This window comes from Comamonas terrae, assembly GCF_001544075.1.
Lineage (GTDB): Bacteria > Pseudomonadota > Gammaproteobacteria > Burkholderiales > Burkholderiaceae_C > Comamonas > Comamonas terrae.
Genome location: NZ_BCNT01000004.1, coordinates 373625 through 390672, shown reverse-complemented (window position 1 = coordinate 390672; position 17048 = coordinate 373625). Strand labels below are relative to the sequence as shown.

14 protein-coding genes are annotated in these 17048 nt (G+C 67.5%); 13 read left to right on the top strand and 1 reads right to left on the bottom strand.

The genetic code is table 11. The annotated features are described in order from the left end of the window. Positions 1-91 precede the first annotated feature (91 nt). The 6 genes from Cte04_RS08075 to hutH all read left to right on the top strand — a co-directional run bounded on the left by Cte04_RS08075 (position 92) and on the right by hutH (position 6481). Positions 92-985: a LysR family transcriptional regulator gene (locus Cte04_RS08075; protein WP_066475139.1), complete on the top strand. Its 894-nt coding sequence runs from the start codon at positions 92-94 to the stop codon at positions 983-985. A gap of 326 nt (positions 986-1311) precedes the next feature. Next, the gene (locus tag Cte04_RS08070) at positions 1312-2247 is read left to right on the top strand and encodes an ABC transporter substrate-binding protein (RefSeq protein ID WP_349708683.1); all 936 of its coding nucleotides are present in this window, start codon (positions 1312-1314) and stop codon (positions 2245-2247) included. Positions 2248-2302: 55 nt separating this feature from the next. Further along, the gene (locus Cte04_RS08065) at positions 2303-3124 is read left to right on the top strand and encodes an ABC transporter permease (RefSeq protein WP_245633319.1); all 822 of its coding nucleotides are present in this window, start codon (positions 2303-2305) and stop codon (positions 3122-3124) included. Positions 3125-3281: 157 nt separating this feature from the next. After that, the gene (locus Cte04_RS08060; protein WP_066475130.1) at positions 3282-4061 is read left to right on the top strand and encodes an ABC transporter ATP-binding protein; all 780 of its coding nucleotides are present in this window, start codon (positions 3282-3284) and stop codon (positions 4059-4061) included. 25 nt (positions 4062-4086) lie between these two features. Beyond that, on the top strand, positions 4087-4857 hold the full coding sequence (gene hutC, locus Cte04_RS08055) for a histidine utilization transcriptional repressor HutC (RefSeq protein WP_066475128.1): 771 nt from the start codon (positions 4087-4089) through the stop codon (positions 4855-4857). A 64-nt stretch (positions 4858-4921) separates the two neighbouring features. Further along, complete coding sequence (gene hutH / locus Cte04_RS08050; protein ID WP_066475125.1) at positions 4922-6481, top strand: histidine ammonia-lyase; 1560 nt, start codon at positions 4922-4924, stop codon at positions 6479-6481. A 7-nt stretch (positions 6482-6488) separates the two neighbouring features. Here hutH and hutC (Cte04_RS08045) read toward each other — a convergent pair whose 3' ends face one another. Further along, on the bottom strand, positions 6489-7214 hold the full coding sequence (gene hutC, locus Cte04_RS08045) for a histidine utilization transcriptional repressor HutC (protein ID WP_066475116.1): 726 nt from the start codon (positions 7212-7214) through the stop codon (positions 6489-6491). Between the two features lie 145 nt (positions 7215-7359). Here hutC (Cte04_RS08045) and Cte04_RS08040 point away from each other — a divergent pair, with 145 nt between their 5' ends. From Cte04_RS08040 to Cte04_RS08010, 7 genes are all read left to right on the top strand, one after another. After that, on the top strand, positions 7360-8829 hold the full coding sequence (locus Cte04_RS08040) for a purine-cytosine permease family protein (protein ID WP_066475113.1): 1470 nt from the start codon (positions 7360-7362) through the stop codon (positions 8827-8829). A 50-nt stretch (positions 8830-8879) separates the two neighbouring features. Further along, positions 8880-10598 carry a urocanate hydratase gene (hutU, locus tag Cte04_RS08035; RefSeq protein WP_066475104.1) on the top strand — a complete coding sequence of 573 codons (1719 nt, stop codon included), beginning with the start codon at positions 8880-8882 and terminating at the stop codon, positions 10596-10598. A 159-nt stretch (positions 10599-10757) separates the two neighbouring features. Continuing rightward, on the top strand, positions 10758-11324 hold the full coding sequence (locus Cte04_RS08030) for a HutD/Ves family protein (RefSeq protein WP_066475101.1): 567 nt from the start codon (positions 10758-10760) through the stop codon (positions 11322-11324). Between the two features lie 134 nt (positions 11325-11458). Further along, positions 11459-12715 (top strand): imidazolonepropionase, encoded by a 1257-nt coding sequence (hutI, locus tag Cte04_RS08025; protein WP_066475408.1) that lies wholly within the window; start codon positions 11459-11461, stop codon positions 12713-12715. 294 nt (positions 12716-13009) lie between these two features. Further along, positions 13010-14404, top strand: coding sequence for an FAD-binding oxidoreductase (locus tag Cte04_RS08020; RefSeq protein ID WP_066475095.1), 1395 nt, complete (start codon positions 13010-13012; stop codon positions 14402-14404). Further along, positions 14404-15564, top strand: coding sequence for a histidinol-phosphate transaminase (locus Cte04_RS08015; protein ID WP_066475093.1), 1161 nt, complete (start codon positions 14404-14406; stop codon positions 15562-15564). Before Cte04_RS08020 ends, Cte04_RS08015 begins: the two co-directional genes overlap by 1 nt. A 30-nt stretch (positions 15565-15594) precedes the next feature. Further along, complete coding sequence (locus tag Cte04_RS08010) at positions 15595-17031, top strand: formimidoylglutamate deiminase (RefSeq protein WP_066475087.1); 1437 nt, start codon at positions 15595-15597, stop codon at positions 17029-17031. Positions 17032-17048: the final 17 nt, after the last annotated feature.

The window sequence follows — 17048 nt, the reverse complement described above, 5'->3', positions numbered from 1 at the left end:
TTGGCGTGGTTCGTCTGGAAAGAGGAAGCCATGCTGCGCCCATACGGAATCAAAGGAAAATATTCATTTCCCATGCATTGGATTCGAAAAATTGATTCATATCAGCCTGCGCCAGCTCGAATACTTCGTGGCCGCCGCGCGCCACGGCAGCACCTCCAGGGCCGCACAGGCCCTGGGCGTTTCCCAGCCGTCGATCTCCAAGGCCATTGCCGATCTGGAGCAGCAATGGAAGGAAGCGCTGTTCGTGAGAAGGCATGCCAGGGGACTGGACCTGACGGCTGCAGGCGCGAGCCGCAGCCAGGAGGCCATGGCCCTGCTGGCCGCCGCCGAAAAGCTGCAGGAGCGCCGCCGGCCCAGCCTGTCGGGCGTGCTGCGGCTGGGCTTTCTGAGCACGCTGGGGCCGCTGTGGATTCCGCAGATCCTGGCCCAGATGCAAAAGCGCCACCCCGACATCCGGCTGGAACTGGTCGAGGGCGACATCGCCTCGCTCACGCGCCAGGTCGAGCAGGGCGAGCTGCATGCGGCGCTCCAGTACGGGCTGGGTCTGGAGAGGCCGGGCCTGTGCACCCTGGCCGTGGCGGCCCTGCCGCCCTATGTGCTGCTGCCACAGCGCCATCCGCTGGCAGCGGCGGCCAGCCTGAGCCTGGCCGAGCTGGCCCGCTCACCCCTGTTGCTGATCAACCTGCCGCAGAGCCGGGAGTACTTTCTGTCGCTGTTCCGCGAAGCCGGCGTCACCCCCACCGTGGCCTACGAGTTCTCGTCGATAGAGCTGCTGCGCTCCATGGTGGCCAACGGCCATGGCGTCAGCATTCTGACCACCCGCCCGGCCGTGGACCGCACGCATGACGGCAAGCGCCTGGTCTGCAAGCGCATCAAGGGCAGGGTCGCCCGGCAGCCCGTGGTGCTCGCGGTGCCCGCCACCCATGCCTCGCCACTGATTGCACCTTTCCTGGGCGTGGCCAGGAGCGTGATCGCACCGCAATAGTGCCTGGCGCTGCCGGCAGGGCCTCTTTTTCGCCTTCGCTGCGGCGGCCTCCTCGGGTGCAGCAAAGGCCGCGGCAAATTGGCACGCCGCTTGCTCAAACAGCTGCGTCGGCCGGCAGTCCTACCGGTTAACCCTGAGCTTGCCGTCAGTCTCGGGTAAGCCTGTATATACATGCCTGCACAACAAAAACACACTGCGTTGTCCGCACTGGCTGCCAGGCCGACAAACCCATTTCTGCAACCTTGCTGCACACCCTGAACGAGGAGGGGCCCATGACATCGACAAACCCATTGCGTCGCATTCCAGCCTGGCCGGGCGCACTGCAAATGGCACTGGTTTCCGCCTGCCTGGCGGCCGCCGCGCCGCAGGCCGGAGCCCAGGAAACCAAGATCGTGCTGGGCATGTCCGGCTGGACCGGCTTTGCGCCGCTGACCCTGGCCGACAAGGCCGGGATCTTCAAGAAGAACGGGTTGAACGTCGAGCTCAAGATGATCCCCCAGAAGGACCGCCACCTGGCCCTGGCCTCGGGTGCGATCCAGTGCGCCGCGACCACCATCGAGACCCATGTGGCCTGGAACACCAACGGCGTGCCCATTGTGCAGATCTTCCAGATGGACAAGTCCTACGGCGCCGACGGCATTGCCGTGCGCAACGACGTCAAGAGCTTTGCCGATCTCAAGGGCAAGACGGTGGCGGTGAGCGCGCCCGGCACCGCGCCCTACTTCGGCCTGGCCTGGATGCTGCACAAGAACGGCATGAGCATGAAGGACGTGAAGACCGTGTCGCTGGAGCCCCAGCCCGCGGCCCAGGCCTTTGTCTCGGGGCAGAACGATGCGGCCATGACCTATGAGCCCTATCTGTCCACCGTGCGCGCCAATCCTTCGGCCGGCAAGATCCTGGCCACCACCATCGACTACCCCATGGTGATGGACACCGTGGGCTGCGACCCCAAGTGGCTCAAGGCCAATGCGCCCGCGGCCAAGGCCCTGGCCCAGTCCTATTTCGATGCCGTGGCCATGATCGGCGCCGACAAGGACAAGAGCTTCGAAATCATGGGCGCGGCCGTCAAGCAAAGCGGCGAGCAGTTCGGCAAATCGGCCTCCTTCCTCAAATGGTCGGACAAGGACGCCAACCAGAAGTTCTTCGCCAATGACCTCGTGCCCTTCATGAAGGAATCGGCCGTCATCCTCAAGGAAGCCGGCGTGATCCGCAGCATCCCCGAGAACTACAGCGTCATGTACGACGCCAGCTTCATCAAGTAAGCGAGAGGTCGCCATGGAAGCGGTATCCCCTTCTGTTCACTCTGCACCCCCCACCATGACCAAGGTGATAACGCCTTCCGCACCCCCGGCGCGCAAACGTCGCATGGCTCCGCTGGAGCCCGTCAGCCCCACGATGAAGTGGGTGCTGGGCACCGGCTTCTTCGTGCTCTTCGTCGTGGTCTGGGCCATCGTCACGCTGGGCGGCTTCGTCTCGCCCACCTTCCTGGCCAGCCCCATGACCATGGTGCGCGAGGGCGTGACGCTGTTCACCGAGTACGACTTCCTGAACGACATAGGCATGACGGTGTGGCGCGTCATGGGCGGCTTCATCCTGGCCTCCGTCGTGGCCGTGCCCCTGGGCATCGCCATGGGGGCCTGGAAGCCCGTCGAGGCCTTCTTCGAGCCTTTTGTCTCGTTCTGCCGCTACCTGCCGGCCTCGGCCTTCATCCCGCTGCTCATCCTGTGGGCCGGCGTGGGCGAGACACAGAAGCTGCTGGTGATCTACATCGGCTCGGTGTTCCAGATCACGCTGATGGTGGCCGTCACCGTGGGCGGCGCGCGCAAGGACCTTGTCGAGGCCGCCTACACCCTGGGCGCCAGCAACACCGGCATCGTGCGCCGCGTGCTGATTCCCGGTGCCGCTCCCGGCATTGCCGAGACGCTGCGGCTGGTGCTGGGCTGGGCCTGGACCTACGTGATCGTGGCCGAGCTGATCGGCTCGTCCTCGGGCATAGGCCACATGATCACCGACAGCCAGGCGCTGCTCAATACCGGCCAGATCATCTTCGGCATCATCGTCATCGGCCTCATCGGCCTGGTGTCCGACTTCATCTTCAAGACGATCAACCGCCGCATGTTCGAGTGGAGCACGCTGTGATGGAGATGCCCCCCCTGAGCGGCTTCGCCGCTTCCCCCTCTCTCTTCGGGAGGTGGACGACACCTTCGCTGCGAGGCGGCTCTTGCTCGGTGTCCCTGCGTTGGGCCACGCCGGTTTCATACGCCGTGGATAGCGCCAGGCACTTCGGAGAATTGTGATGAATCTGTTGTCCATTCAAGGTGTATCGCGCACCTTCACCAGCCATAAAGGTACCCAGACCCAGGCCCTGCTGCCCGTGGACTTCGAGGTGCGCGAAAACGATTTCGTCACCATCCTCGGCCCCTCGGGCTGCGGCAAGTCGACCATGCTGCGCATCGTGGCGGGGCTGGACTTCCCGACCACGGGCCAGGTGCTGCTGGACGGCCAGGCCATCGACGGCCCCGGCGCCGACCGCGGCATGGTGTTCCAGAGCTACACGCTGTTTCCCTGGCTCACCGTGGCCCAGAACATCCGCTTCGGCCTGCGCGAAAAGGGCGTGCCCGAGGCCGTGCAGAAGGAGCGCAGCGACTACTTCATCGCCAAGGTGGGCCTGCGCGGCTTCGAGAACCATTTCCCCAAGCAGCTGTCGGGCGGCATGCAGCAGCGCACGGCGATCGCCCGGGCGCTGGCCAACGATCCCAGGATATTGCTGATGGACGAGCCTTTCGGCGCGCTGGACAACCAGACCCGCGTGGTGATGCAGGAGCTGCTGCTGGGCATCTGGGAGGCCGAGCGCAAGACCGTGATGTTCGTCACGCACGATATCGACGAGGCCATCTTCATGGCCAACCGCGTGGCCGTCTTCAGCGCCCGGCCCGGCCGCATCAAGGCCGACATCGCCGTGAACCTGCCCCATCCGCGGCACTACACCGTCAAGACTTCGCCGGAATTCATGGAGCTCAAGGCCCGGCTGACGGAGGAGATTCGCGCCGAAGCCCTTGCGGCTGCAGCACACTAGCGCTGTTGCAACTCTGCCTGAACCCATGACTTCCCGTGCCGCTCCCTCCCGCTCCGCTGCCCGTTCCGGCCGCGACGTGCCCGTCGCGCTGTACCAGCAGGTCAAGGACCACGTGCTGCAGAAGATCGGCAACGGTTCGCTGACGGCCGGCGCGCGCGTGCCCTCCGAGCAGGAACTGGTGCAGGAATTCGGCGTGGCCCGCATGACGGTCAACCGCGCGCTGCGCGAGCTGGCCGAACAGGGCGTGATCGTGCGGGTGGCCGGCGTGGGCTCCTTCGTGGCCGAGGAAAAGCCCCAGTCCACGCTGCTGCGCATCGCCAACATCGGCGAGGAGATCACCCAGCGCGGGCACGACCACCGCTTCGAGCTCATCAGCATGCGCCGCGCCTCGGCCTCGCCCGAGGTGGCAGCGGCGCTGGACCTGGCCGTCGGCGCTTCGGTCTTCCACCTGCAGGGCGTGCATTTCGAGAACGAGGTGCCGGTGCAGCTCGAGGACCGCTACGTGAACCCGCGCCTGGTGCCGGACTTCATGGAGCAGGACTTCTCGGCCGTGCAGCCCTCGGTCTATCTGGTGCGCAACGTGCAGTACGACCAGATCGAGCATGTGGTCGACGCCATCCTGCCCACGGCAGAGCAGGCGCACTGGCTGCAGATGGCGGCCGACCAGCCCTGCCTCATGCTGACACGCCGCACCTGGCTGCGCGGCGTTCCCATCACCTGGGTGCACTGCGTGCACCCGGGCATGCGCTACCGGCTCGGTAGCCGCTTCCGCACGGACCCGGTACACGGCGGCTGAAGAACGCTGTAGAACAGGACTGCGCGGTTTTTTTGACTTCTCAACTGTATAGACAGGTATAGCCATGAACCTCCACACCACTTCCGGACTGTCCACTTCCACGCTGGAACTGCGTCCCGGCCAGGTCACGCTGGCCCAGCTGCGCGCCATCCAGGACGGCGGCGTGCAGCTGAGCATGGCCGCCAGCGCCTACGATGCCATGCGCGCCGCCCAGGCCCATGTGCAGCACATCGTGGATGAGGACCAGGTGGTCTATGGCATCAACACCGGCTTCGGCAAGCTGGCCTCGACCAAGATTGCCCATGACCGCCTGGCCGAGCTGCAGCGCAACCTGGTGCTCTCGCACAGCGTGGGCACGGGCGAGCCCCTGCCCGACCATGTGGTGCGCCTCATCCTGGCCACCAAGGCCGTGAGCCTGGCGCGCGGCCACTCGGGCGCCCGCCCGGAACTGGTCGACGCGCTGCTGGCCCTGGCCAATGCCGACGTGCTGCCCGTGATTCCCGCCAAGGGCTCGGTGGGCGCCTCGGGCGACCTCGCGCCGCTGTCCCACCTGGCCTGCGTGCTGATCGGCGAGGGCCAGGCCAAGGTCGACGGCAAAACGGTATCGGGCCGCGAGGCCATGCAGCACATCGGCCGCGAGCCTTTCGTGCTCGGCCCCAAGGAAGGACTGGCCCTGCTCAACGGCACGCAGGTGTCCACCTCGCTGGCGCTGGCCGGCCTGTTCCAGGCCGAGAGCCTGCTGGCCGCGGGCCTGGTGGCCGGCTGCCTGACGCTGGAAGCCATCCAGGGCTCGGTCAAGCCTTTCGATGCGCGCATCCATGAGGCACGCGGCCAGATCGGCCAGATCGCCGTGGCCGCCGCGGTGCGCGAGCTGCTGGACGGCAGCGCCATCGACCCCTCGCACCCCAACTGCGGCCGCGTGCAGGACCCGTACTCGATCCGCTGCGTGCCCCAGGTCATGGGCGCCTGCCTGGACAACCTCAGCCATGCGGCGCGCGTGCTGGCCACGGAGGCCAACGCCGCCTCCGACAATCCGCTGGTGTTCGACAACGGCGACGTGATCTCGGGCGGCAACTTCCATGCCGAACCCGTGGCCTTCGCGGCCGACATCATCGCGCTGGCGATCGCCGAGATCGGCGCCATTTCCGAGCGCCGCATGGCCCTGCTGCTGGACACCGGCCTGTCGCGCCTGCCGGCCTTCCTGATCGAGGACAGCGGCGTGAACTCGGGCTTCATGATCGCCCAGGTCACGGCAGCCGCGCTGGCTGCCGAGAACCAGTGCCTGGCCAACCCCAGCAGCGTGACCAGCCTGCCCACCTCGGCCAACCAGGAGGACCATGTCTCCATGGCCACCTATGGCGCGCGCCGCCTGGCCGACATGGCCGGCAACACGGCCGTGGTCGTGGGCGTGGAAGCCATGGCCGCCGTGCAGGGCATGGATTTCGACCGCCGCCTCAAGAGCTCGGCGCTGATGGAAGCGCAGTACGCGCTGATCCGCAGCAAGGTCGCCTACCTGGACAAGGACCGCTACCTGGCCCCCGACATCGAGACCATGCGCCTGTGGGCGCTGGAAACCGACTGGCCCGCCGCGCTGCAGCGCATCCTGCCGAGCACGGCGCCTTGAACCCGGCTCAGAAACTTCCGGTAAAGCGATAACGGGAGGCCGGATGCCACAGCGCCGACACCGATGCCACCTGCCCCTGGGAGCGCGTGGTGCGGCGCAGCACCAGGCAGGGCTCTCCGGCCTCCATGTGCAGCAGCTCGGCCACGTCGGCGGCGGGCATGCGGGCCTCGATGGAGAACTGCACGCCCTGCAGCGGCGCCACGCGCATCAGATAGGCATTGGGCGTCTGGCTGCCGAAGTCCTGGGCCATGTAGTCGGGCGCGACCGCGGGATTGACATGGCGGTCCTCGACCTGGATGGGCACGTCGTTCTCGAAGTGCACCACCACCGAATGGAACAGGGGCTGGGCCGGGGACAGCTCGAACTGCCGTGCCAGGGCCGTGTCGGCGCGGCAGCGCTCGAGCTTGTGCAGCTCCCCGCGGTGCACATGGCCGCGCGCCGCGATCTCGTCGGCGATGTTGCGCAACTGGACCAGCGTGGACTGGTATTTCTGCTGGGCCACGAAGGTGCCCGAGCCCTGCACGCGCGTCAGCGTCTGCTCGTCGCTGAGCTCGCGCAGCGCGCGGTTGACCGTCATGCGGGCCACCTCGAACTGCCGGGCCAGGGCCGCCTCGCTGGGAATGGCGTCGCCCTCCTGCCAGGTGCCGCTCTGGATCTGCTGCAGCACATAGTCTTTGATACGTTGGAACGCCGGAACGGCCGCCGGGGAGGTCGCACGAGTAGGACTACGCATAGGGTTTGTTCGGATCAGAAAAGCGGTATAGACGATTGACGGTGCCCGGAGTAAAACACAAAATTGGTCTATACAACTCTAGATGAATTACCTAGAAGTTGTATGCACACAAAAGCACCTGAGGGACTGACGGAGCATCCATCCCATGAGCATTGAGACAAGCGCGCCGGTGGCAACCGGCCATATCGAAACAAGAACCATCGACATGGTTCCGGAACGGGAGCGCCACGGTTCGCCCTCCAGCCAGTTCACCCTCTGGTTCGGTGCCAACATGCAGATCACCGCCGTGGTCGACGGTGCCCTGGCCGTGGTCTTCGGCGCCGAGGCGCTGACCGCCATCCTCGGCCTGCTGGTCGGCAATATCCTCGGCGGCATCGTCATGGCCCTGCACTCGGCCCAGGGCCCGCGCCTGGGCCTGCCGCAGATGATTTCCAGCCGCGTGCAGTTCGGCGTCAAGGGCGCGGCCCTGCCGCTGCTGCTGGTCATCCTGATGTACCTGGGCTTTGCGGCCACCGGCACGGTGCTCTCGGGCCAGGCCATCAACCTGATGTTCGGCTTCACCAGCCCCGCCGCGGGCATCGCCATCTTTGGCGCGCTCACGGCCCTGGTCGCCATCGTCGGCTACCGGCTGATCCACGTGGTGGGCCGCATCTCCACCGTGGTCGGCATCCTGGGCTTCGGCTACCTGGCCTGGCAGCTGTGCCACCAGTACGAGGTGGCCAGCGCCTTCGGCCTCAAGCCCTTCACCTGGACCAGCTTCCTGACCGCCATGGCCCTGTCGGCCGGCTGGCAGATGACCTTCGCGCCCTATGTGGCCGACTACTCGCGCTACCTGCCGAGCAAGACCTCTGCCGCAGCCACCTTCTGGAGCACCTTCGGCGGCAGCGTGATCAGCGCCCAGCTGGCCATGAGCTTCGGCGCGCTGGTGGCGGCGCTGGGCGCCAATTTCATCAAGAACCAGGTCGGCTTCCTGGGCGAGCTGGCCGGCCCGCTGGCCGTGGTGATCTACCTGGTCATCGTGACCGGCAAGCTCACGGTGAACTGCCTCAATGCCTATGGCGGCTTCATGACCATGCTGACCACGGTGAGCGCCTTCAACGACAAGCGGCAGTTCTCGCCCGCCACCCGCCTGGCCTACATCCTGGGCTTCGTGCTGGTCACGGTGCTGGTGGCCCTGCTGGCCAGCTCGCACTTCCTGGCCACGTTCAAGAACTTCGTGCTGCTGCTGCTCACCGTGTTCGTGCCCTGGAGCGCCGTCAACCTCGTGGACTACTACCTGGTGTCCCGGGAGAAGGTGGACATTCCCGCGCTCTACGACAGCCAGGGCCGCTACGGCGCCTACAACGGCGTGGCCCTGTTCAGCTACGTGCTGGGCATCGTCGTGCAGATCCCGTTCATCAACCAGGCCATGTACGAAGGCCCGCTGGCCAGGGCCATGGGCGGCGCCGACATCTCCTGGATCGTGAGCCTGGTCGTCACCTCGCTCGTCTACTACCCGCTGGCCAGGAAGACCATGCAGGTGCCCGAGCGCATGATCTACCCGGCCGAACAGCCCGCCCCCACGCTCGCCAGCGGCCGCAATGCCGCCTACCTGAAATCCGCCTCCGCCGCCTGAACCCGCCGGCCGGCCGACCCCATCCCACCTTTTCCCTGAAGGACACGACCATGAACGCCAACGACGCCATCCTCCAAGCCGCACAGGATCCCCGCTACGACGCCAGCCGCGTCATCCGCGCTCCCCGCGGCTCCACGCTGCACTGCAAGAACTGGCTGGCCGAAGCCGCCTACCGCATGCTGCAGAACAACCTGGACCCCGACGTGGCCGAGAACCCCAAGGCCCTGGTGGTCTACGGCGGCATCGGCCGCGCGGCGCGCAACTGGGAATGCTTCGACGAGATCCTGGCCCAGCTCAGGAAGCTGGAGGCCGACGAGTCGCTGCTGATCCAGTCGGGCAAGCCCGTGGGCGTGTTCAAGACCCATCCCGACGCACCGCGCGTGCTGCTGGCCAACTCCAACCTGGTGCCCAAGTGGGCCACCTGGGAGAAGTTCAACGAGCTGGACCAGAAGGGACTGTTCATGTACGGCCAGATGACGGCCGGCAGCTGGATCTACATCGGCAGCCAGGGCATCGTGCAGGGCACCTTCGAGACCTTCGTCGAGGCCGGCCGCCAGCACTACAACAACGACCTGACCGGCAAGTGGATCCTCACGGCCGGCCTGGGCGGCATGGGCGGCGCCCAGCCCCTGGCCGCCACCCTGGCCGGCGCCTGCTCGCTGAACATCGAGTGCAAGCAGAGCAGCATCGACTTCCGCCTGCGCACCCGCTATGTGGACAAGCAGGCCAGGGACATCGACGACGCGCTGGCCCTGATCCAGCACCACACCGAAAAGGGCGAGGCCGTCTCCATCGCCCTGCTGGGCAACGCCGCCGAAGTGCTGCCCGAGCTGGTCCGGCGCGCCAAGGCCGGCGGGCCCCGTCCCGACATCGTGACCGACCAGACCTCGGCCCACGACCTGATCAACGGCTACCTGCCCGTGGGCTGGACCGTGGAGCAGTGGAACGCCGCCGCGGCCGACCCCGCCCAGCACGCCACGCTGAAGAAAGCCGCCGCGCAAGGCTGCGCCCAGCATGTGCAGGCCATGCTGGACTTTCAGGCCATGGGCATTCCCACGGTGGACTACGGCAACAACATCCGCCAGGTGGCGTTCGACGAAGGCGTGAAGAACGCCTTCGACTTCCCCGGCTTCGTGCCCGCCTACATCCGCCCGCTGTTCTGCGAGGGCAAGGGCCCGTTCCGCTGGGTGGCGCTGTCGGGCGACCCCGAGGACATCTACAAGACCGACGCCAAGATCAAGGAGCTGTTCCCCGAGAACAAGCACACCCACCGCTGGCTGGACATGGCGCGCGAGCGCATCGCCTTCCAGGGCCTGCCATCGCGCATCTGCTGGCTGGGCCTGGGCGAGCGCCACAAGGCGGCCCTGGCCTTCAACGAAATGGTCAGGAACGGCGAGCTCAAGGCCCCCATCGTCATCGGCCGCGACCACCTGGACTGCGGCTCCGTGGCCAGCCCCAACCGCGAAACCGAAGCCATGAAGGACGGCACGGATGCCGTCTCCGACTGGCCGCTGCTCAACGCCCTGCTCAACACCGCCGGCGGCGCCACCTGGGTCAGCCTGCACCACGGCGGCGGCGTGGGCATGGGCTACTCCCAGCACGCGGGCGTGGTCATCGTGGCCGACGGCACCGACGAGGCCGCCGCCCGCCTGGGCCGCGTGCTGTGGAACGATCCGGCCACGGGCGTGATGCGCCATGCGGATGCGGGCTACGAGATGGCGGTGGAGGCTTCCAGGCGCCACGGGCTGAACCTGCCGATGGTGAAGTAACGTCACCCCCTGAGGCGCTTACGCGCCTTCCCCCTCTCTCGCTGCGCGGGAGGGGGACGACACCTTCGCTGCGAGGCGGCTCTTGCTCGGTGTCTCTGAGCTAGGCCGCGTCAGTTTTAGGTGGATTGATCTATAGCTCACCTCTACAAATTGCTTTCCATGCAACGCTTTGATCTGAACCAGATTCCCCACAGCCCCTGGAAGAACGGGGGCGGCAGCACGCGCGAGATCGTGTGTTTTCCGCCGGGAGCGGGCATGGACAGCTTTGCTTGGCGCATCAGCGTGGCCACGATTGCCCAGGACGGGCCGTTCTCGGCCTTCCCGGGCATAGACCGGCAGATCATGCTGCTGGACGGCGACGGGGTTCAGCTCGTCAGCACGGCGGCGGGCATCGATCACGCGCTGCAGCAACGCTGGCAGCCGTTTGCGTTTTCAGGGGACGCGGCGCTGGACTGCCACCTGCTGGGCGGCACGTCCACCGATTTCAACGTCATGACGCGGCGCGGCCAGTGGTCGGCCCAGGTCGGCATCCATGAGGCCGAGGTTCAGCCCGGCTGCAGCGCCGCCGGCCTGTGCATGGTGCTGCAGGGCTGCTTTGCCCAGGGCGAAACGCTGCTGCATGCAGGCCAGGGCCTGTGGTGGGATGCCGCCGGGCAGGCCCTGGCCCTGCTGCCTTGCGATGCGTCCAGCCGGCTGGTGCTGGTCCGCCTCGCGCAGGCCGGCTGAAAGAGCAGCATCGCTATACAAACAGAAGCTGGTAACGCATGAAGGATACACAAATCAGTACGAATCCATATTGAAATATGGATACAGCAGGCGCCAGCAGCTATCAATTCAGAATCTACAAAGGAATCCACACCATGATGCAAGCCGCCCCGCCCGCCACTTCCGCCGATGGCCGCTGGCTGGACCTGCGCCTGGCGCCCGAGCTGTTCGCGGCCGATGTGCCCGTGGCCGACGGGCAGCCGGCCTGCATCGTGGTGCAGCAGGGCCGCATCGCCTGGGTCGGTCCGCAGGACCAGGTTCCCGCCATCTACGCCGGCCTGCCCGCCCATGAGGGCGGCGCCCGCCTGGCCACGCCGGGCCTGGTCGACTGCCATACCCACCTGGTCTATGGCGGCGAGCGCGCCAACGAATTCGCCATGCGCCTGGCCGGCGCCACTTACGAGGAAGTGGCCAGGGCCGGCGGCGGCATCGTCTCCAGCGTCAAGGCCACGCGCGAGGCCAGCGAGGAAGAGCTGATCGCCCAGGCCCTGCCGCGCCTGGACCAGTTGCTGGCCGAGGGCGTGACCGCCATCGAGATCAAATCCGGCTACGGCCTGTCGCTGGAGCACGAGCGCAAGCAGCTGCGCGTGGCCAGGCGCCTCGCCGAGCTGCGCGGCGTGACCGTGCGCACCACCTTTCTCGGCGCCCATGCGCTGCCGCCCGAGTACGCTGGCAAACCTCAAGGAAGCCAGGACTACATCGACCTGGTCTGCCGCGAGATGCTGCCCGCGCTGGCTGCCGAAGGCCTGATCGACGCCGTGGACGTGTTCTGCGAGCGCATCGCGTTTTCGCTGGCCGAGACCGAGCAGGTCTTTCAGGCCGCACAGGCGCTGGGCCTGCCCGTGAAGCTGCATGCCGAGCAGCTGTCGAACATGGAGGGCGCGGCGCTGGCCGCGCGCTATGGCGCTCTGTCCTGCGACCATATCGAGCACCTGTCCGAGAACGGCATCGCCGCCATGCGGGATGCGGGCACCGTGGCCGTGCTGCTGCCCGGCGCCTTCTACACGCTGCGCGACACAAAAGTGCCGCCCATCGACGGTTTGAGGGCCGCCAAGGTTCCGATGGCCGTTTCCACGGATCACAATCCGGGTACCTCCCCGGCCCTGAGCCTGCTGCTCATGGCCAACATGGCCTGCACGCTGTTCAGGCTCACGGTGCCCGAGGCCCTGGCCGGCATCACGCGCCACGCGGCGCTGGCCCTGGGCCTGCAGCACGAGCAGGGCCTGATCGCAGCGGGCCGGCCCGCCAACTTCGTGCTGTGGCCGGTGCGCCATGCGGCCGAGCTGGCCTACTGGTTCGGCCACAAGCCCGATTGCACCGTGGTGCGCCAGGGCGTGATCGCCAGGACCTGAATCCGGGGAGACCAAGAACGTGATTACGATCTCCTCGCGCCGCGACAGCGGCTTTGCGGGATGGGATGCTAGGCGCAGGTGCGCTGCAAGGCTCATGCCTTGCAAGCGACTGCAACAACGCAGACCGCCCGCAAAGCCGCTGTCCCGAAGGGTTGGAGCGAAATCGGGCGATTTCTTCGCGCTGGCCCTTGCTTGCACCCCAGTGCAAGCTGCGGACTATCGCTTCGAACTCATTCCGATTGCGCTCCAACGCGGCTGCGTAGAGGTCGTAAGCACGTTCTAAAAGGCTAGCCGATGTCACACGAAAAATTTCTCGATGAACTGATTTCCACCCTGGGCGCCGACGTGGCGCAGCGCGGCGCCGACGTGCCCGAGCGCTACCACACGGACTGGAGCGGCACGCCGCCGCAGCGCCCCCTGGCCCTGGTGCGCCCGCGCAGCACGCAGGAGGTCAGCGCGGCGCTGCGCCTTTGCACGGCGCACCAGGTGGCCGTCGTGCCCCAGGGCGGGCTCACGGGCCTGGCCGGCGCCGCCGTGCCCAGCCAGGGCGCCATCGCCCTGTCGCTGGAGCGCATGAATACCATCGAGAACACCGACACCCGCGCCGGCCTGATGCAGGTGCAGGCCGGCGTCACGCTGCAGGCCGTGCAGGAAGCGGCCGTGGCTGCGGGCATGGTCTTCGGCGTGGACCTGGGCGCGCGCGGCAGCTGCCAGATCGGCGGCAATGTCTCCACCAATGCCGGCGGCAACGGCGTGCTGCAGCACGGCATGATGCGCGAGCAGGTGCTGGGCCTGGAAGTGGTGCTGGCCGACGGCACGGTGCTGCCCATGCTGCGGCCCATGATCAAGAACAACACGGGCTACGACCTCAAGCAGTTCTTCATCGGCGCCGAAGGCACGCTGGGCGTGGTCACGCGCGTGCTGCTGCGCCTGCGCCCCGCGCCGCAGGCCACGGCCACCACGCTGGTGGCCATGCCCGATTTCGACGCGGCCCTGGCCGTGCTGGCGCGCATGCAATCGCACTTCGGCAACGGCGTGGCCGCCTACGAGCTGATGTGGGACAGCTTCGTGCAGGCCTCGCTGTCCTGGCTCCAGCTCGGCGCGCCGTTCGCCGAACGCCATCCGCTGCTGGCGCTGATCAACATGGACGGCAAGAACGAATCCCAGCTGCAGGGCGACGTGCAGCAGGTGCTGGAAGAGGCCATGGAGGCCGGCGAAGTGGTGGACGCCATCGTCGCCCAGTCCGTGGCCCAGGCGCAGGCGCTGTGGAAGCTGCGCGAGGCGCCGGCCGAGCTCAACAACAACATGCATCCGGCCATCAACTTCGACGTGAGCCTGCCCCAGGCCGACATCGGCCGCTTCGCCCAGGCCTGCGAAGCCGCGTTCAGCGCGCGCTGGCCGCAAAAGCATGCGCTGTACTTCGGCCATGTGGGCGACGGCAACCTGCACGTCTCGGTGGACGGCAAGACCGTGGGCGGCACGCCCGAAGCCATCGAGGCCGTGGAGGCCGAGCTCTACCGGCTGGTGGGCGAATTCCAGGGCAGCGTCTCGGCCGAGCACGGCATAGGCCTGCACAAGAAGCCCTATCTGCAGGCCAGCCGCACGCAAGAGGAACTGGCCGCGATGCGCGCCATCAAGCAGGCGCTGGACCCCTTGGGCCTGATGAATCCAGGAAAGGTTTTCGACTGATGACTGACGCTCTGATCGCCTCCCTGGCGCGCCCCGAGGCGCGCCCCCTGCCCGCCTACAACGCAGGCTTGTCCAACGAGGCCGTGCGCACGCGCTACGGCGTGACCGACATCGCGCGCCTGGCCAGCAACGAGAACCCGTTCGGCGTCAGCCCGGCCGTGCGCCAGGCCCTGGCCGGCCTGGCCGACGATGTGGGCAACTACCCCGACGCCCATTGCACGGCGCTGCGCCGGGCGATCGCCGCACGCATGGACATCGAGGAAAACCGCCTGGTGTTCGGCAACGGCTCGGAAGACCTGATCAAGATTCTTTGCGAGGTGTTTCTCTCGCCCGGCGACCGGGTCGTGACCCAGCGCCCCGTGTTCGGCCTGCACGAGATCTATCCGAAGATGATGGGCGCCCAGGTGGAGCTGCTCGAGCTCGACGCCGAACTGGGCTTCGACATCGATGCCTGGTGCGCGGCCCTGGCCCGGGCGCCCAAGATCGCCTTCCTGCCCAATCCGTCCAATCCCGTGGGCTGCATGATGGATGTGGCGCAGTTCGCGCGCGTGCTGGAGGCCACGCCCGACAGCACCATCCTGGTGGTGGACGAGGCCTATTACGAATACGCGCTGCATGACGAGGACTACCCCGACGTGCTGGCCATGCTGGCCGCGCGCCAGGGCCCGTGGATCGTGCTGCGCACCTTTTCCAAGGCCTGGGGCCTGGCAGGGCTGCGCGTGGGCTACGGCATGGCCGACAGCGCCGCCTTCGCCAGCCTGCTGGACAAGGTGCGCTCGCCCTTCAACGTGAACCTGGCAGCCCAGCGCGCGGCGCTGGCGGCCTGGAGCGACCCCACGCACATGCGCGCCGGCGTGGCGACCACGGTGGCGCTGCGCGAGGCCCTGCGCCACGCGCTGCAGGCCCTGGCCGCGCCCGGCGGCCCGCTGCGCGGCCTGCGCATCGCGCCCTCGGTGGCCAATTTCCTGTTCCTCGACATCGGCCGGCCCAACGGCCCCGTGACCGAGGCGCTGCTGCGCCAGGGCGTGATCGTCAAGCCCTGGAAGGAGCCGGGCTTCGAGCATTTCCTGCGCGTGTCCATCGGTACCGAGCAGGACAACGCGCGCTTTGTCCAGGCCCTGCTGGCCGCCATGGCCCAGGCGGAACCCGCTGCTGCCTGATTTTCACCGCCCTCTTTCGAGCCGACCGCCATGACCGCATCCACCTTCGCCCCGCGCACCCTGTTTGCCGAAGACGCCCTGCTGCCCACGGGCTGGGCGCGCAATGTCCTGCTGAGCTGGGACCAGAACGGCCGCCTGACCGAGGTGCTCACCGATGTGGATGCGCAAAGCGGCGAGGCCGGCGAGGCCGAGGGTGCGATCCGGGCCGCAGGCCCGGTGATCCCGGGCATGCCTAATCTGCATTCGCACGCCTTCCAGCGCGCGTTCGGCGGACTGACCGAATTCCGCGGCCAGGCGCAGGACAGCTTCTGGAGCTGGCGCAAGCTGATGTACGGTTTTGCCAACCGCATGACACCCGAGGCGCTGGAGGCGATTGCCACCTGGCTGTACCTGGAGATGCTGGAGGCCGGCTACACCTCGGTCTGCGAATTCCACTACGTGCACCACGACGCGGGCGGCAGGCCCTATGCGGACGACGCCACGCTGTCGCTGGCGCTGCTGCGCGCGGCCCGCAAGGCCGGCATCGCCATGACGCTGCTGCCCGTGCTCTACCAGACCAGCGGCTTCGGCGGCAAGCCGCCGCGCGAGGACCAGGCGCGCTTCATCCGCAGCACAGACAGCATGCTCTCTCTTTTGCAGCAGCTGGCGCCCGCCACGCATGCGCAGGGCGCTGTCCTGGGCCTGGCCCCGCACTCGCTGCGCGCCGTGCCGCCCGACAGCCTGCAGGCGGCCGTGGCCGGCCTGCATGCCATGCTGCCGCAGGCGCCCGTGCACATCCATATCGCCGAGCAGACCCAGGAAGTCGACGACTGCCTGGCCTGGTGCGGCCGGCGCCCCGTGCAGTGGCTGATGGAGCATGCGCCGGTCGACGCGCGCTGGTGCCTGATCCACGCCACCCACATGACGCCCGACGAATATGCGCGCGCCGCCCGCAGCGGCGCCGTGGCCGGCATCTGCCCCACGACCGAGGCCAACCTGGGCGACGGCATCTTCGACATGCCGCTGTGGCTGAAGAACGGCGGCCGCTGGGGCGTGGGCTCGGACAGCCATGCCACGGTGAACGCGGCCGAGGAACTGCTGATGCTGGAATACAGCCAGCGCCTGCACCTGCGCCAGCGCAATGTGCTGGGCGGCGGGCTGCAGCCTCAGGTGGCGACCTCCATGACACTGCAGGCCGTGGCCGGCGGCGCCCAGGCCTCGGGCCGCGTGGCGCCGGGTGAAGTGGCCGGCCTCGTCGTGGGCCGGCAGGCCGACTTCGTCGTGCTGGACGCCGAGCATGTGGCACTGGCCGGCCTGCCGGCCGACAGCGCCCATGCCGGCCATGTGTTCGCCAGCCACCGCACTTCGGCGATTGCCGATGTCTGGGTGGGCGGCTGCCAGCGCGTGAGCCAGAGCCGCCACAGCGGCCATGAAGTCGCCAAGCATGCATTCATCCAGGCGCGCAGCCAGCTGCTACAGTCCGCCTGATTTTTCGAGAAAGATGC

Excerpts from the sequence above, each read along its gene's own strand:
- Cte04_RS08065 (WP_245633319.1), top strand. The coding sequence starts at position 2,303 with ATGACCAAGGTGATAACGCCTTCCGCACCCCCGGCGCGCAAACGTCGC.
- hutI (WP_066475408.1), top strand. The coding sequence starts at position 11,459 with ATGATGCAAGCCGCCCCGCCCGCCACTTCCGCCGATGGCCGCTGGCTG.
- Cte04_RS08015 (WP_066475093.1), top strand. The coding sequence starts at position 14,404 with ATGACTGACGCTCTGATCGCCTCCCTGGCGCGCCCCGAGGCGCGCCCC.
- hutU (WP_066475104.1), top strand. The coding sequence starts at position 8,880 with ATGAACGCCAACGACGCCATCCTCCAAGCCGCACAGGATCCCCGCTAC.
- Cte04_RS08070 (WP_349708683.1), top strand. The coding sequence starts at position 1,312 with ATGGCACTGGTTTCCGCCTGCCTGGCGGCCGCCGCGCCGCAGGCCGGA.
- hutC (WP_066475116.1), bottom strand. The coding sequence starts at position 7,214 with ATGCGTAGTCCTACTCGTGCGACCTCCCCGGCGGCCGTTCCGGCGTTC.
- Cte04_RS08010 (WP_066475087.1), top strand. The coding sequence starts at position 15,595 with ATGACCGCATCCACCTTCGCCCCGCGCACCCTGTTTGCCGAAGACGCC.
- Cte04_RS08020 (WP_066475095.1), top strand. The coding sequence starts at position 13,010 with ATGTCACACGAAAAATTTCTCGATGAACTGATTTCCACCCTGGGCGCC.
- hutC (WP_066475128.1), top strand. The coding sequence starts at position 4,087 with ATGACTTCCCGTGCCGCTCCCTCCCGCTCCGCTGCCCGTTCCGGCCGC.
- hutH (WP_066475125.1), top strand. The coding sequence starts at position 4,922 with ATGAACCTCCACACCACTTCCGGACTGTCCACTTCCACGCTGGAACTG.
- Cte04_RS08030 (WP_066475101.1), top strand. The coding sequence starts at position 10,758 with ATGCAACGCTTTGATCTGAACCAGATTCCCCACAGCCCCTGGAAGAAC.
- Cte04_RS08040 (WP_066475113.1), top strand. The coding sequence starts at position 7,360 with ATGAGCATTGAGACAAGCGCGCCGGTGGCAACCGGCCATATCGAAACA.
- Cte04_RS08060 (WP_066475130.1), top strand. The coding sequence starts at position 3,282 with ATGAATCTGTTGTCCATTCAAGGTGTATCGCGCACCTTCACCAGCCAT.